The organism is Psychrobacter sp. ANT_H59 (assembly GCF_008369225.1).
Lineage (GTDB): Bacteria > Pseudomonadota > Gammaproteobacteria > Pseudomonadales > Moraxellaceae > Psychrobacter > Psychrobacter cryohalolentis.
Window position 1 is genome coordinate 437510 of the sequence record NZ_VOBE01000003.1, and the last position, 17005, is coordinate 454514.

The window sequence follows — 17005 nt, forward strand, 5'->3', positions numbered from 1 at the left end:
GTCGTGCACCTCTAATATCTATATATTATGGTACACAACGCTATCAATAAATCAGATCAATTATTGCGGATCAGCGGTCGTGGTTTTAAGCAAAGTTGCAACGTTTGCTGCTTTTGGCTTAACCAAGTAGAACTTACGCGCATAATGCTCGAAGTCCGCTAATATGGTCTGCCCCCATGCGCTACCCGTTTTATCGACATGCCTTTCGATGACCTGCTGTAAGTAGATACGATGGCTTTCCATCTGCTCGCTTGAGATACGATTTAAATCAATCAACTCATGGTTGCAGCGATCAAAGAAATCACCTTCCAGATCGAGTACATAAGCAAATCCACCTGTCATGCCTGCGCCAAAGTTAAGACCAGTACGTCCAAGTATGGTGATGATACCGCCCGTCATATACTCGCAGCAATGGTCGCCTGTGCCTTCGATAACAGCATGAGCACCTGAGTTACGAACGCCAAAACGCTCCCCTGCCGTACCAGCAGCATATAGCTTGCCACCTGTTGCACCATACAAGCAGGTATTACCTACAATAGCAGTATCTTGCGTCACAAAGCTTGAGTCTTTTGGTGGATAAATCACAATCTCACCGCCTGCCATGCCTTTACCAACATAATCATTGGCATCGCCTTCAAGTTCAATATGCAAGCCACCAGCATTCCAAACACCTAGACTTTGTCCTGCTGTTCCGGTCAAGTGCAGCTTAATGGGTTTGTCACTCATGCCAAGATTACCCCATAACTCTGCAATCTCGCCTGAGATACGCGCCCCAATCGAGCGATCACAGTTACCAACGTAATAACTATAGTCGCCACCATTGCCTTGACGAATATTCAGCAGCATATCACTAATCATCTGCTCAGCAAGCAAGCCTTTATCAAATGGCTCATTGCGCTCAACTTGACAAGTCTGCGCTTTGCCGCTACTGGCAGGATGACTAAATAATAGAGGCGATAAATCAAGATGCTGTTGCTTAGCAGTATTGCCTTCTAATATATCAAGCAAGTCAGTACGTCCAACCAACTCTTCCATCGTGCGCACGCCAAGCTTTGCAAGCCATTCGCGGGTTTCGGTTGCGACAAATTTAAAGAAGTTAATCAGCATTTCAGCTTCACCGATGAAGTGATCATCGCGTAGCTGGGCTTTTTGAGTGGCAACGCCCGTTGGACAGTTATTTAAATGGCAAATACGTAGGTATTTGCAACCGACCGCTATCATCGGCGTGGTGCCAAAACCAAAGCTCTCAGCACCAAGAATGGCGGCTTTGACCACATCAAGTCCTGTCTTTAGACCGCCGTCGGTTTGGATACGAACTTTATGACGCAAGCCATTAACGCGTAATGATTGATGAGTTTCAGCAAGACCTAACTCCCAAGGCGAGCCAGCATGATGGATAGACGACAGTGGTGATGCTGCCGTACCGCCGTCATAACCTGAGATAGTAATCAAGTCAGCATAGGCTTTTGCCACACCTGTTGCAATCGTGCCAACACCCGGTCGCGAAACCAACTTAACTGACACCAAAGCATCTGGATTGACTTGCTTAAGATCAAAAATAAGCTGCGCCAAATCTTCAATCGAGTAAATATCATGATGCGGCGGCGGTGAAATCAACGTCACTCCAGGCACAGAGTAGCGTAAGCGGGCGATTAAAGCATTAACCTTACCACCTGGCAGCTGACCACCTTCACCAGGTTTTGCCCCTTGAGCAACCTTAATCTGCATGACTTCTGCTGAACGCAAATAGGCGGGCGTTACCCCAAAACGACCAGAGGCAACTTGTTTAATTTTTGAGTTACGCAGTGTTCCGTAACGTACAGGGTCTTCACCGCCCTCACCTGAGTTTGAGCGACCACCAATGGTATTCATGGCGATAGCAATGGCTTCGTGCGCTTCTGGCGACAGCGCGCCTAGCGACATACCAGCAGAGTCAAAACGCGACAAAATGGCTGAGATATCTTCAACCTCATCAACGTCAAGTGGATTGTCCGTTTTAAGCTGTAGTAAATCACGTAAAGTAGCGACCGGACGGCTATTGACAATTTCTGCATATTGACGGTAATTGTCATAATTACCAGTTCGTACCGCCAAATGTAGGCTATTAATCACCTCAGGATTAAATGCATGATACTCTTTATTAAAGACAAATTTTAATAAGCCGCCTTGATCAAGTGGGGCACGACGCTTAAAGGCATTTGCCGCAAGCTGCGCTTGATCTGCTGCCAAATCAGCAAAGGTTGCGCCTTTGATACGACTTTGCACGCCTTTAAAGCACAGATTAACCACTTCTTCAGAAAGACCTACCGCTTCAAATAACTGCGCACCGCGATACGATACAATGGTAGAGATACCCATTTTTGATAAAATCTTTAGCAGACCTTTATCTAAGCCTTTACGGAAATTTACCCGTGCCTGAATCGGATCACCAAGCAGCTCGCCAGTCGCAACCAAATCATCAATCACGTCATAAGCTAGATAAGGATAAACGCAGGTCGCACCAAAACCAATTAATACCGCGACTTGATGTGAATCACGTGCCAGACCGGTTTCAATAATTAAATTGGCATCGGTACGTATACCTTGTGCAATCAGATAATGATGCACCGCCCCTGTAACCATTATGGCGTTGGCAGGGACTTTATCTACCGCAATGTCTTTATCAGATAAGACAATCAAGGTATGACCAGCACGAATGCTACTGGCGACTTGCTCGCAGATAGAGATAATGGCAGCGGAAATTTCTAATGTACGGTCATAATTTAAGTCGATACGTGCCATCTTAAAAGCAGGATCATTCACAGTTTCAAGTTGCTGCATCTTACTTGCTGACAGCACCGGTGATGACAAGATAAGGCGATGGGCGTCACGTGCCGATGGTGCAAACACATTGGTTTCAGCACCAAGACAGGTCTGTAATGACATGACGATAGATTCACGTAGCGGATCAATCGGTGGATTAGTGACCTGTGCAAACTGCTGACGGAAGAAATCACCGACATGGCGGATCTGCTGTGATAGTACTGCCATTGGCGTATCATCACCCATCGAACCGACTGGTTCTTGGGCATTTTCGGCATTAGGACGGATGATTTCTGTGCGTTCTTCATTGGTGATGTGATACATTTTTTGCAATGCTTTTAGCGGCTCACCGCGACATGCCTGCGCTGCTAACTCTTCTTCTAAGCGCTCATCATCACGGATACGAGTTGCCTCGTCACGTAACCATTTACGATACGGATGCGCCTTTTTAAGCAAGGTCGCAATGGCTTTGGTATCCATTATTTGACCGGTTTGAGTATCAATGACCAGCATCTGACCGGGTCCAACACGACCTTTAGCGAGCACGTCTTTTGGCTTATAATCCCAAACCCCCACTTCTGAGGCGACCGTAATATAACCATTCTTCGTCGTTACCCAACGTGATGGACGCAGACCGTTCCGATCCAGCATACAGACGGCATAGCGACCATCTTGAATCACGAGACCTGCAGGACCGTCCCATGCTTCCATATGCTGCGAGTAAAACTCATAAAATGCCCGCAAGTCCATATCCATGCTATCGACATTCTGCCAAGCAGGTGGCACAAGTATTGACATCGAATGAAACAAGCTCATACCGCCTGACATCAGAACTTCTAGCATATTGTCTAAGCTAGATGAGTCTGAGCCACTACTATTAACTAAAGGCGTTAACTCATTCAAATTGGGTAATTTATCTGATTTTAATTTTGGCGTACGCGCCTCAGACCAGCTGCGGTTGCCGGAGATGGTATTTAGCTCACCATTATGCGCCAGATAGCGGAAAGGCTGGGCTAGTGGCCAGCGCGGTAGCGTATTGGTTGAAAAGCGCTGATGGAATACCACAATATGCGACGCCAAACGCGCATCTTGCAAATCTAAGAAGAAAGCTGGCAAGTCTGATGGCATCACCAAACCTTTATAAATAATAGTCTGACAGCTCAATGAGCAGACATAAAACAGCTCATCATCAACCAAGCGTTGCTCAGATTTTTTACGCGCCACAAACAGCTTGCGATTAAAATCATCTGCCGCTAAACCATCCGGCGCATTGACAAATACTTGCTTAAAATCTGGTAATGTCTGACGCCCAATTTCACCGACAATGCTTAAATCAAGTGGTACATCGCGCCAGCCGGCTACTTCTAAGCCTTGTGCGGTAATCTCTTCATTTAATACTTGTAGGCTATGCTGAGCCGTTGCCGTATCTGGATTGACGAATACCATACCAACCGCGAAGTTATCCGTTATCTCAAACTGTTGCTCTGCTGCAATGTCTCTAAAAAAGGCAACGGGCGTCGCTAATAATAAACCACAACCATCACCGGTTTTGCCATCAGCTGCCACGCCGCCACGATGGGTCATACAACTTAGGCTGTGAATGGCTGTTTTTACCAAGTCATGACTGGCCTGACCCTCAATATGAGCAATCAAACCAAAACCGCAATTGTCAGAAAAGTCATCTGGCGAGGCCAAATGCGTATGGGAGGAAATCATTGACATAGCTGGTCCTTTTAAGTAAGCGGAAGTTTATGCAACCAATGTGATGCACAAACCGTTTTCCGCAAGCAGAACGGGCTGGATTATATTTACATATCCGGATTAACAAAGCGCGAGCAGAAAAATTATTGCCAGTGCGCTGGGTATGATAAGAACAACTATCAAAGCACCCTGTATGCTAGCAACATTTGAGCCATCAATTTAACGCGGACTGATAGGATAACTTGGTAAAAGTATTCAATATCAATCGTCGCAAATCAAAATATTAAGCACTTCAACGTGACTACTTGTCGATCTTATGTCGGCTATAGGTTTCAATATGAATCTTATAATCTCCAATGATCAAACTAGTAAATAGCTGAAAAAACGCAGTTTATCCATCAAATGTGAATATAAGACGCCTATATTCAAGCGCCTTAACAATCCTAATAAGGATGATAGTAAGAGAAGTTGCGCCACTTGCGATATGCTGATCGTAGCGGATAACTAGTAACCAGCTAACAAGTAGCAGCGCTTGAGATATGATGTTTTCTGTTATTCATTTATCCTAGATCTAATAAAATCTTATTAAATTAGAAGCTAACAAATGACCATTTACGATAACTATACAGAGCGTCACCCATCCTTATATTAGTGAATGATTGACAAAAAATCTAGTCTTTTCTGCCGATTCATCCGTCAGATTTTGTAAGTGTTTATATTGTTATTGGTTATATAAGATATCATAACCCATAAATAAATGATTCATAAAAAAAGCCCACTGTATTTTTTAGTGGGCTTTTTGACGTATGTGCTTACTTAAAATTAGTCTTTCTTTTCTTCGATGAGCTCTTTTATACTGTCGTTTTTGGCTTTTGGCGCTGCCGCATTGTTAGAGCTATTATTGGCATTTTTATTCGCCGAGCTTGCATTTGAATTTTTATTATCCAAATTTGTACTGTTGGAATTGGCAGTGTTATTCGGCGCCTTAGGCGTGGCAACCACTGGTGGTTTTTTCGCTGAATTAGTATCAGCACCAGATACAACAGGCTTTTTGCTTTCTTGCTCAGGCTTACGGTTATTATCAGTACTTTTAGGGGCTGAGGTAGTAGGAGATTGCTCTTCTATACCGAAAATACGCTCCTCATTAACTGTCAAGGTATCAGAAGTATCAACGGACTGACGAATGCTTTCAGTCGCACTGCTATTGGTCGATTCTTGAGGAGTACGGTTGGTCGCATTGCTTGCGGCTTGCTCACTGTTATTTACCGTAGGTGTTTTTTGACGTAGCGGCACTTCACGCTTGGCTGGTCTCAGATTGACGGCACGGGTGCGTTTTGTACTCAAATCTTTTACAGGATCAGGGCGCTCATAATTATCAATGATGCTGACGTAGCGATTGATCTCTTCAGGCAATACTCGCACATTGGCAGGCAGCTTAAAATCTATCAGCTTAGCCGCACCAACTGCTTCTTGTGGACTGCCCATCAAGCCATAGGTCAGCATATAACGGACTTGCTCGTTTTCATCAAGGTAGCGGAAATATGTAAATTTTCTACGGTCTTCACGTCCTTCTAGATAACTGACAATCACCTCATTTTCAGCGACATTCATGACCTGTACTGTCCACTTGCCTTTGTTGGCAAGCAGATAACGCTTATCTTTAAACTCATCAGGATAGCTGCGCAAATCACGAACCGTTTCATCAAAACTTATTGGTTGTACGTCAGTATCAAGCTCATGCAGCGATTCAATTTTCAATGGCTGCTCAAGCTCCGCACTCAGTGTTTTCGGCGCTGCTATGGGCGCGTTTTCTATCTTGGCGCCCATCGCTGGCGTTTGGCTAAACATCCATACCAAAGCGGTGGTCACACCCAACATCAGAGTCGCTATCAGCCAAATCAGCGCTTGACGGCGATAGGATTGACTCGCGGTGCGAGTCGTCGAGCGAGATGCTGCCATGGAGGTGTCCTTGGTAAAGATATGCTTAGGATAGGGTCATAAAAATTATACAGATAAAACCAAGCGCTCTATACTCACTTCAAAATAAAAGAGAATCGCTTTTAGTACCGTGCTATTTCTATATTGAAAAATTAACTGCTCATAGCCATTTATAATATATGTTCTTTTATAGCTTACGGTGCATGCATGGCTAGCACATCGGTGAGCAGATGCGGGTCAAAATCATTGGTTAATACTGCTTCACCCAATGATTTTAACAAAATAAGGCGGATTTGTCCGTGTTTCACTTTTTTATCATGCCCCATTAAGTCCAAAGCGGTCTGAACTTCAATAGGCGGCGGCGTGAGCGGTAAATTGGCTAATGACAATATGCGCTTAACACGAGCAACCTCATCGCTCGTTAACCAGCCGATTTTTTGCGACAGCTCAGCCGCTTGTACCATGCCCGCAGCGACTGCCTCACCATGTAGCCAACTACCATAACCTTCATGAGTTTCAATCACATGACCAAACGTATGACCAAAATTTAATAAAGCGCGTATACCTGATTCTCTTTCATCTTGGGCGACAACATCAGCTTTGTACTGGCAACAGCGCTTGACCGCTTCACCCAGTACCGCTAGATCTAAAGCCATCATTGCAGGCAGATTGTGCTCAAGCCAAGTCAAGAACTCGGCATCCATAATCAGCGCATATTTAATAACTTCAGCAAGCCCTGCTGACAGCTCGCGCGCTGGCAGGGTTTTGAGCGTGCTCATATCTACCAATACCATTTGCGGCTGCCAGAATGCGCCAATCATGTTTTTGCCTTGCGGATGATTGATACCGGTTTTACCGCCGACACTTGAATCGACTTGAGACAGCAAGGTGGTTGGTATCTGAATAAAATTGGCGCCGCGCATAAAGCTTGCCGCTGCAAATCCCGTCATATCACCAATGACACCACCACCAAGCGCAATCAGAGTCACATCACGATTAAAATGTGCTGCCATCAGCACATCATAAATCTGATTGATATTCGACTGGTTCTTATATTGTTCACCATCTGGCAGCACGCACACCTGCACGGTAAACTGCGCTTCAAGTTCCTCTTGTAAAGCCTTTAAATATAAAGGCGCAACCGTTTCATTGGTGACGATAAGGACTTGACGACCTGTAATATAAGGGGCAACTTGGCTAGCCATACTGCTATTTTCTGCTATTGCGTTTTCAGTAATGACGATTGGATAGTCATGACTTTGCGTATGTACTGTCAAGTCAGCATGAAACAGTGGCGTTGCCATGAAAATCTCCTTAATTCTTACGAGTAAAATTTAACTAAATAGGTATTCGATAATATTGGTCATACTAGTCATTTTTTGACATCAGTCTTTTTCAGGCTCTGAATCGACAGACGTAGAGATACAAAATGAGTTAAGCTGCTGTAATAATTGATTGACCATGTGCCGTGGATACGTATGTCCTGTTGGCATAATGATATGCGCTACTTCCCTGTACAATGGATCACGCGCGCTATATAAACCTTGCAGTATTTTTCTGGGGTTTGGCTGCTGTAATAAAGGACGCGATTTGTCTTTCGCAGTACGAGCCATTTGTACATCGACAGGCGCGTTGAGATAAATAACGATACCGCGCTGCTTTAAATACTCACGATTTTCAGCTGCCATCACAGCACCGCCGCCAGTCGCTAAAACAATTTGCGGTTGCTGTGTTAGCTCATCGATTGCACGCGTTTCCCGTTCTCGAAAGCCCGCTTCACCTTCTTTGGCAAATATCCAAGCGATATCGGCACCGGTCTGCGATTCGATATACCAATCGCTGTCTACAAACGAGCGCCCGAGCTGCTTTGCCAGTAATCTGCCGATTGTGGTCTTCCCTGCTCCCATCGGCCCTACCAAAAATACCGACGGTAATTCCTCAACCATAGTACTCACTCAGCTAAATTAGGTATGATACAACGTCATTGATATTCTGGCTAGTAATGAGCTGTGATTATTGTTAGTAAAATCCTTGCCAGCCTAAAAATCAACCATTAAAAAAGCAAGCACTAAGGCTTGCTTTTTATGACTCAAAACCAACTAAAATCCGACTAATCTAAGCGACTAATACCATCATTGATCAGTTTCGGCGTGATAAATATCAGCAGCTCTTCTTTGGTATTGCTGCGCACGTCTTTACGGAAGGCACGACCGATATAAGGCAAATCACCTAAGAAAGGTACTTTATCGACGCCATTATTAGTACGGTTTTTAAAGACGCCGCCCAATACAATGGTTTGACCATCTTCAACAATAACGTTAGTAGAAATCGAGTCTTCAGCGATGGCAACCTGATTATTAATAATGGTCGGTGTGCCATTGGTGATTAGCAGCTGCAAACCAATCTTACCATCTGGAGTAATATTTGGCGTGGCTTCCAAACTTAAAGCAGCTTCTTTAAAGCTAGTAGTAGTCGCACCACTTGCTGATGCTTCTTGATAAGGAATCTGCGTACCAGAAGATACTTTTGCCGTTTGCTTATCAGAGGTCAAAATCTTTGGCGTAGAAATCACTTCACCGCGGTTGTCTGCTTGCATGGCTGACAACTCAAGATCGAGCATAAAATCAGAAATACCTAGCAGACCAAAGGCAATACGACCTGCTGGATTATCAACGCCTAAATCAACGTTTAGATTGTCAGGACGAGTAATATCGTATTTAGGATAAGAGACGGTCTGACCATTAATAGTCGTGGTCTGCACATCAAAATCTTTTAAGTCCCATAAAGTTTGGTTACTGCCACCGACCAACAAGTTCCGGTTATTGGCAGCGCCATTTGACAAGATACCCCAACGCACTCCAATCTCTTTACTAAAGCTATCAGTCGCACTAACGATACGCGCTTCAATCATGACCTGACGGACAGGAATGTCGATTTTACCAATCAGCTTATGGATATTTTCAATGCTGGCTGCCACATCTTTAACAATCAAAGTATTGGTACGCTCATCGACTGTTACCGTCCCACGATTAGAGAGCAAGCTATTGCTATCTTTAGTATTAGCATTGGCGCTGCCAGTATTACTACCGCCAGAGGCGCCACCACTACCTTGAGAGATCAGGGTTAGGACATCTGCCGCTTTTGCGTAGCTTAGACGGATATATTCAGTACGTAACGGTGCATAAGACTCAACCGCTTGCTGGGCTTCAAGCTCACGTGCTTCTTGTTCAGCAAGCTCAGTTGAAGGCGCAACCAAAATTACGTTACCGTTTTCACGTTTGCCCAAATTTTTACTTTTAAGAATGATATCAAGTGCTTGATCCCAAGGTACGTTGATAAGGCGCAAGGTAATATTACCGGCGACCGAATCACTAGCAACGATATTCATCTCTGTAAACTGCGCTAAGATATCTAGGACACTACGAATCTCAACATCTTGAAACTCCATAGATAGCGCTGCACCGGTATAGACTTTTTCTTCAAGCGTCGGCTCACGTAGCAGCTCAGGTCGTCTGATACCAATATTTAGCTGACTGCCTGATTGATAGGCTTGATATTCAAAATCGTCTTTCATATTGATGGTAATAACACCATTTTGACCTTGGTTTTTAGTATCAATACTGTCTACCAAACCACCATTAACATTCAATCGGCGTAGCAGATTTCTAGGTACGGTACTGCCTGTCAAACGCACAACCAGCTTATTACCTTGACGCTGAACGTCTACAGGAATCGCTTCATTGGCAAGTGAGATACTAACGTTACCACCGCCATCATTCCCTGCTGAAAAATTCACAGCGCTTAGCCCATCATAGCTATACTGCTTGCTGACTTGTGCAGAGGCAAGTTGTGGGCTTAATAAAGGGTTGACACGTACGACCATGGTGTCAGCAGGTACTTGGTTTTTTGTGACTGTGGTTCTAATAGGCGCGACAGCAACGCTACTGGTTTCAACAATGGGCGTAACCACAGCCGTGGTAGTAATAGCCGAATTGCCATTTAGGACATCTTGTACAGGGTCGTTGGTAATGACTTTCGTGACCACCGGAGCAATCACTGGACGATTAGGGTCCGTAATCGTCAGCAATAATTCATTGCCATCAATCGCGGTGGTATAGTTGCCCGTCTTTTTTAGCCCAACGATAAGACGGGTGGTATTGTCACTATTTAAGGTGGTGACCTCATTGACCATACCGATATTATATTCTTTAAAGCGACTAGCAAGACCGTTTTGCACCTGTTCAAAATCCAGCACCAAACGGCTAGGATTGTCGAGCTGATAAGCGGCTGGTAATACTGGCGCACCTGAAAACCCTAAACGCATTTGCGTTACGGCTGGCGCAGTCTGCACCACAGAGACATTGTTGATGCGCTGCTCGGCATGGGCAATGCTACTTACAGCTACCATACTCATTGCCAATGCAGAGATGGCAAAAGTAGAAGATACGCGGTTGCTCATCGTCATTACCTTGTTATTGCGTACTGTCATTATTTATTCCTCAAAAAATCTGCCGACTTAGCTTATAGGGGACACCAGTGACTGGGGTTTTTCAACAAACCCAGCACGGCTGTCTGGCACAATTTCAATCAAGTTAATCTGAGTCGGTGTGATTTCAACAATACGACCGTCATTCAATCCAAGATAATTACCCACTCTAACACTAGCAACTGAGCCATCAGGACGCTGTACTAAAGCATACTGTTGACCTTCAGGCGAGATAACCACACCGCGAAAAATCAGTTGTGTCAGCTCGTACTGTTCAAGCGGTTCTTTGACTCGGGTTATATCAGGGCGTACCCCATCAATAAAGGTGGTCGGACCTTGTACGTTCACTAAACTCGGTGGCAAAAATGGACTACGCTGCGCACTGGCGCTATAGACAAAATCTTCTACCAGCTCGGCCTGAGGAGGAGGCTCAATCGGCTGCGCAGGCTGGTTACGGATATCAGCCATTGCCTGTTCTGCTAAACCGATACGATCCGTACAACCCGTTAGAGATAAAACAGTAGCGCTTAACAGCAATAACCTTAACTTAGGCAGTTTGTAGCTAGTCATTAGTTGCCTCCTGCAGCAGCATCGGTGGGTACAGCTTCAGCCGCCGCTGCATCACCTTCAGGGACCGCTTCTTTGGAGCGATAGGTTTTGGTTTGCAATACCAAATTTAGCTCGGGTAAAACATCCAAGGTTGGCTGCGGATTACTGACTTCGAAGTCGTGCATGGTGATAATCCTTGGTAAAGCTGCCAAACCACTAATAAAACTACCAAATTGATGGTAGTCACCCAACGCTGCAATACGAATAGGCTGCTCAATAAAGAATTCATTTTCAATTTCAGGCTCAACAGATATGTCCTGAAAACGTATGTTACTGCCCACGCCCGTCATATTGATACCCTCAACCAATTCTGATACACGGGTATCTTTTGGTAGCTGGTCAAGCAAAGTATTAAACTCCGCTTCCATTTGAATCACTTGAGCTTGATAAGCTTGTAGATGGCGCGCGCGCGATTCTTTTTCACGGTAGCTATCGAGCAAGGTTTGTTGTTGGCTTTCTGCTGCTGTAATTTCATCGATTTTACTGCTGATTGGTAATGCCCATGACAAAGCAGCAATCAAAGCAATAATAAAACCAATGACGGTGACTTTAACAGGGAGCGGCCAACTACCATAGTTTTCAGAATCCAATGACTCAAAACTGCGGCGAAACTCATTTAAATCAAACTGTTTTCTTTGTCTTATCACCGTCTTTTTGATTTTAATGCGGGTTTTTTTACGGGTCAGTTTCATAACTCACCTCCAGGTACAATAGCGCCATCAGCACCTTCTACAGGAACGGCCGTTTCAGACTGTACTTTAGTCGTGATTACAAACTGCACATAGCTGTCTTCAGGATAAATAGGACGCGGCTGTTCACCTGGCGTAGTGACCGTATCTTCCAAAACGGGGGCTGCTTGATAAGCGGTGATGTTTTGCTGAATATTACTTACGGCTGAATCGCCCATCCACTTACTGCTATCAAGATTACGGATCAAGCTTGATACCACGTTTGGATTGTCAGCAAGACCTGTTAATGTTAATACATCCCCTTCACGTTTTAGATTATTCAAATAAAGCGCTGGCGGAATGGCTTTAGCAAGATCATCCCATAGACGTACAGGTACAGGACGTCGACCTTGCAAGTCTTGAATAACTTGCATACGTGAGATGATATCTTCACGGCGCTGCTCTAAGCTATCAATCTCGACCAACGCTTTATCCAAGCGAGCGTTTTCTTGTTCAATCAGTGCATTGGCATCTAATTGTTCAGCAAGTTCGTTATTAAAATAACTCCACGTCGCAAATGCTGCAAGCAGAGACAACAGTGTCACTGCCACCACTAAGGTGATAAACTCTTTATTGCGGCGGGCACGCTCATCTTCTCGCCAGGGCAGTAGGTTAATACGAGCCATTAGTCAAAGCTCCTTAACGCCAGACCGCAAGCGGCCATTAAGCTGGGTGCATCAATCGCCAGTTGCTCATGATCGATATGCGGCGCAATAGTCATATTAATGAACGGATTTGCAATACTCACAGGCACGCCCAATCGCTGCTGCGCCATACCAGCAAGACCCGCAATAGAGCTACTGCCACCAGCAAGGACCACATGATCGATACTACTATATTGACTTGAGGAGAAATAAAACTGTAAAGAGCGAGTGATTTGTTGGATGGTATTTTCTATAAATGGTGTTAAGACATCAGTATAGTAATCATCAGGTAGAGCACGCTCGCGCTTACTAATAGAAGCTTCTTCAGCAGACAAGCCATAGCGGTTTTGGATGGCTTCTGTCAGCTGACTGCCTCCAAATAACTGCTCACGACTATAGATAAACTCGCCATTTTTGGCGACATATAATGTTGTTTGATTGTGTCCGATATCAACCAGCGCCACCAAATCTGGCAAGTTTGGCAGACTGTCTGCCATCAAGCCAAAAGCACGCTCAATGGCATGCGACTCAATATCCATTATCTTGGTTTGCAGACCACCAAAGGTTAAGGCATCAACTCTTTGGTCAACGTTTTCTGAACGAGAGGCGGCAAGCAGTACTTGTACCATGTCATCATTGATAAGAGAGGGACCCAATACTTCAAAGTCCAAATTGACGTCTTCTAACGGATAAGGTATGTATTGGTCAGCATCCAAACGAATTTGAGCTTCACGCTCAACGTCACTTAGCACCATATCCATATCGATGATTTTAGTAATCACCGCTGACCCTGAGACTGCTGTGGCTGCACTACTACCCGCCGCTTGGCAACGCCTTGCCAAGCCTGCTATAGTATTGCCTACCACTTCCGTGTCTACAATGAGTTTGTCGATGACTACGCCTTCAGGTAATATTTCAGTACCATAAGATCTTAGGTGAAAAACGCCTTGTTGGCGCTGTATGTCAACCAACTTCACTGAGGTGGTACAAATATCCACGCCAATCAAATGTCGACTCTTAGAAGTAAATAGCCTCACAAACTCTATACCTTATATTAAGTGTACAATCTGATAGTTATTTGTAATAATTTAGTACAATACTTTACTTAACAGATAGATTCAAGCATTTAAATGTCCTGTAGAGGCTAACTTACACATTTATTATTACTTGGCTATTTTGTTCAAGGTATAATGTTTTTTATCTGTTGCAAACCTTAATCGATAAGTCTGACTATGACCAAAAAAAATGCCACCGTTCGTCTCATTCACTTTTTGGTGGGGCTTTTCATTGCCTGTCTAGCGTTGGCGGTTGTATTAGCGCTTGCCGTTCCTATCGGCTTCTATGGTATGGCGATGTATTTATCGCCAACGTTGCCAAGCACGCAAGAGATTAAAACAGCAACTTTAGAGATGCCATTACAAATATATAGTAGTGATGACAAATTGATTGGGCAATATGGCAACCGTTTATCATTGCCTATTACCTTTGAAGAGATACCGGAAGACTTGACCCATGCTTTTTTAGCAGCAGAAGATTCTTCATTTTTTCAGCACAGCGGTATTAGTATTAAAGGATTAGGGCGCGCGGTCACCGAAGTGGTGACGGATGATGAAAGCCAAACAGGTGGCTCGACCATCACCATGCAGGTCGCCAAAAACTATTTTCTAAGCTCAGATCGCACGTTAAATCGCAAACTAACGGAATTGTTTTTAGCCCGTAAGATTGAAGACGAGCTGAGTAAAAACGACATTCTTACCCTTTATGTCAATAAAATTTACTTAGGTGAAGGCGCTTACGGTATTCGTGCGGCTGCCAAAAAATATTATAGTAAATCGTTAGAAAATCTCACCATTGCTGAGATGGCAATGCTTGCAGGTTTGCCGAAAGCGCCCTCTAAATACAATCCTGTTGCCAATCCAAGCCGTGCGCTCACGCGCCGTAACTGGATTATTGGTCGCATGCATGAATTGGGTTACATCGACAAAACCCAATATGACGAAGCCATTAATGCGCCCATCGGTATTAAGCTTTATCAAGAAAAGTTGGATGTTAATATGCCGTATTTGGCCGAAATGACGCGCGCAGCTTTGGTTGATCGTTATGGTGAGCAAGTTATGCATGGCGGCTGGCGTGTACGTTTGACGGTTGATAGTCAAGCGCAAATAGATGCAGAAAAGGCAATTTTATCTGGCTTGGTTGCTTACGAGCATCGCCATGGCTGGCGCGGCGCCGAAGCAAATGATGAACCGCTAAAGAATTTCAGTCGCTATAGCAATATGTCGCCTGCCAAAGTGACTAAAGTGAATACCAGTAGTTTTGAGGCGACCATGCTTTCAGGAGAAAGCGTGACCGTTAATTGGTCTGGTATGCGCTGGGCACGTAAATATATCTCTGCTGATCGCATTGGTTATTTTCCAAGCAATGCCAGCCAAATAGTGAGTAAGAACGATATTATCCGCCTGATACCGACTGCTAGTGGTGGCTGGCAGCTTGGTCAAATACCTGAGATACAAGGTAGTTTGGTTTCTATGAATCCTGATACCGGTGGCGTTCGTGCCTTGGTCGGTGGCTTTGATTTTAACCATAGTAAATTTAACCGTGCTCTGCAGGGCTGGCGTCAACCGGGTTCTACCATTAAACCCCTTGTCTATACAGCAGCATTAGAAAAAGGCTATCGTCCAGATAGTATAGTTTCGGATCGCCCGCTGCAAGTAGGTGACTGGAAACCAAAAAACTCTGATGGTCGCTTCTTAGGTGATATTACGTTAAGCCGCGGACTTTATTTATCACGTAATCTAGTATCTATTCGCTTGCTGCAAGCAATTGGCATCTCTGACGCTCGCAACTTATTAGATGAATTTGGTCTTGATAAAGAGAAGCTGCCAACTACTTTGTCCTTAGCGTTGGGTACAGGTCAAGCAACCCCATTACAAATGGCAACCGCTTACGCCACCTTTGCCAATGGCGGGCATCGCATTCAACCTTATTTTATTGAACAAATTTATAACTATAATAATAAGCTTTTGTTTCAAGCCAATCCTCAGCAAGCTTGTGCCCTATGTTTCAATGAGCAGCTTGACGATGTCAATAAAAAACTAACTGAAGAATATGATGCAAAAATAGAGGAAAGTAAAAAATTAGCTGAAGACAATAAAACAGGCGACGCTAAAGAATCGCCGGCAAGTAAAGATACAGAAACTGATATAGAGGCTGACAAGAGTAAAACCCCTACTAAAGACAGTAACAAGATTGATTTTAGCATTTACGATGCCAGTCCAGAATCAGATCGCCTAAAAGCACCTGTTGTACAGTACGTACGCGCTGAACAAGCTCCGCGTATTTTAAAGCCTAAAGTCGCTTATGAGATGGCAGATATCTTACGTGATGTAATACAGCGTGGTACAGCGTTTAAAGCAAGATCTCTGGGACGTGATGATATTGGCGGCAAGACAGGAACCACCAATGAAGCGAAAGATGCTTGGTTTGCAGGCTTCCATCCTACCAATGCAACCGTCGTCTGGATGGGATTTGACCAACCATCAACCATGGGTCGTCGCGAATATGGTGGTGTGGCAGCCCTACCCGTTTGGATGGATTTTATGAAAGCCCAACTTAAAGACACGCCTAGCCAATGGGTCTCTATTAATAACCGTGCCAAGTCCAAGAAACAAAAGCAAAACATTATAGAGATGATGGATGAAGGGGTCACTGAACTTGATGGCGAAGATACTGATACAGGCAAATCGGAAAAACCAGTAAAGACGTCTATTCAGAAACGCCAGCCACCTGCTCCAAAACCTGTTGAAACGCCGGCAGTTACGACCGCTATTAAACCTGCTAATAATGGTATTACTAATAGCCCAGCGCAGAAACCAAAACCGTTAGTAGTCAAGCCTGTAGAACGTATGCCAGCGATGCCTGAGTAATAGTCTGCTTTCTATATTGATACATTTAAAAAGGCTGGTTCAGTAAACACTGAGCCAGCCTTTTTTATAGGGCATATTTCAATTGCATTTAATATTGTGCCTTACTTAGCTTAAAGGTAGCAGCGAATCATTAAGCACTCATAACGAAGCTTTGAAAATATAATCTAAGCC

10 protein-coding genes are annotated in these 17005 nt (G+C 44.4%); 1 reads left to right on the plus strand and 9 read right to left on the minus strand.

Annotated elements, in window-relative coordinates:
- Positions 1-60 precede the first annotated feature (60 nt).
- The 9 genes from gltB to pilM form a co-directional block, all read right to left on the minus strand.
- Positions 61-4524, minus strand: coding sequence for a glutamate synthase large subunit (gene gltB / locus FQ083_RS07500; RefSeq protein ID WP_149409401.1), 4464 nt, complete (start codon positions 4522-4524; stop codon positions 61-63).
- An 801-nt stretch (positions 4525-5325) separates the two neighbouring features.
- Complete coding sequence (locus FQ083_RS07505) at positions 5326-6462, minus strand: hypothetical protein (RefSeq protein ID WP_149409402.1); 1137 nt, start codon at positions 6460-6462, stop codon at positions 5326-5328.
- A 173-nt stretch (positions 6463-6635) separates the two neighbouring features.
- Positions 6636-7745, minus strand: coding sequence for a 3-dehydroquinate synthase (gene aroB, locus FQ083_RS07510; RefSeq protein WP_149409403.1), 1110 nt, complete (start codon positions 7743-7745; stop codon positions 6636-6638).
- A gap of 81 nt (positions 7746-7826) precedes the next feature.
- Entirely contained in the window at positions 7827-8387 is a 561-nt protein-coding gene (gene aroK / locus FQ083_RS07515) for a shikimate kinase AroK (protein WP_011514481.1), read from the minus strand.
- A 164-nt stretch (positions 8388-8551) separates the two neighbouring features.
- Positions 8552-10930 carry a type IV pilus secretin PilQ gene (gene pilQ, locus FQ083_RS07520; protein WP_133104808.1) on the minus strand — a complete coding sequence of 793 codons (2379 nt, stop codon included), beginning with the start codon at positions 10928-10930 and terminating at the stop codon, positions 8552-8554.
- A gap of 27 nt (positions 10931-10957) precedes the next feature.
- Positions 10958-11497 (minus strand): pilus assembly protein PilP, encoded by a 540-nt coding sequence (locus tag FQ083_RS07525; RefSeq protein WP_133104809.1) that lies wholly within the window; start codon positions 11495-11497, stop codon positions 10958-10960.
- Positions 11497-12228 carry a type 4a pilus biogenesis protein PilO gene (locus FQ083_RS07530; RefSeq protein WP_133104810.1) on the minus strand — a complete coding sequence of 244 codons (732 nt, stop codon included), beginning with the start codon at positions 12226-12228 and terminating at the stop codon, positions 11497-11499. The genes FQ083_RS07525 and FQ083_RS07530 overlap by 1 nt, the downstream gene beginning before the upstream one ends.
- On the minus strand, positions 12225-12890 hold the full coding sequence (locus tag FQ083_RS07535; RefSeq protein WP_149409404.1) for a PilN domain-containing protein: 666 nt from the start codon (positions 12888-12890) through the stop codon (positions 12225-12227). The genes FQ083_RS07530 and FQ083_RS07535 overlap by 4 nt, the downstream gene beginning before the upstream one ends.
- Positions 12890-13945 carry a type IV pilus assembly protein PilM gene (gene pilM, locus FQ083_RS07540; protein WP_133104812.1) on the minus strand — a complete coding sequence of 352 codons (1056 nt, stop codon included), beginning with the start codon at positions 13943-13945 and terminating at the stop codon, positions 12890-12892. The genes FQ083_RS07535 and pilM overlap by 1 nt, the downstream gene beginning before the upstream one ends.
- Before the next feature lie 195 nt (positions 13946-14140).
- On the opposite strand from pilM, the gene FQ083_RS07545 reads away from it, so the two are divergent.
- The gene (locus FQ083_RS07545) at positions 14141-16834 is read left to right on the plus strand and encodes a penicillin-binding protein 1A (RefSeq protein WP_149409405.1); all 2694 of its coding nucleotides are present in this window, start codon (positions 14141-14143) and stop codon (positions 16832-16834) included.
- The last annotated feature ends 171 nt before the right edge of the window (positions 16835-17005 follow it).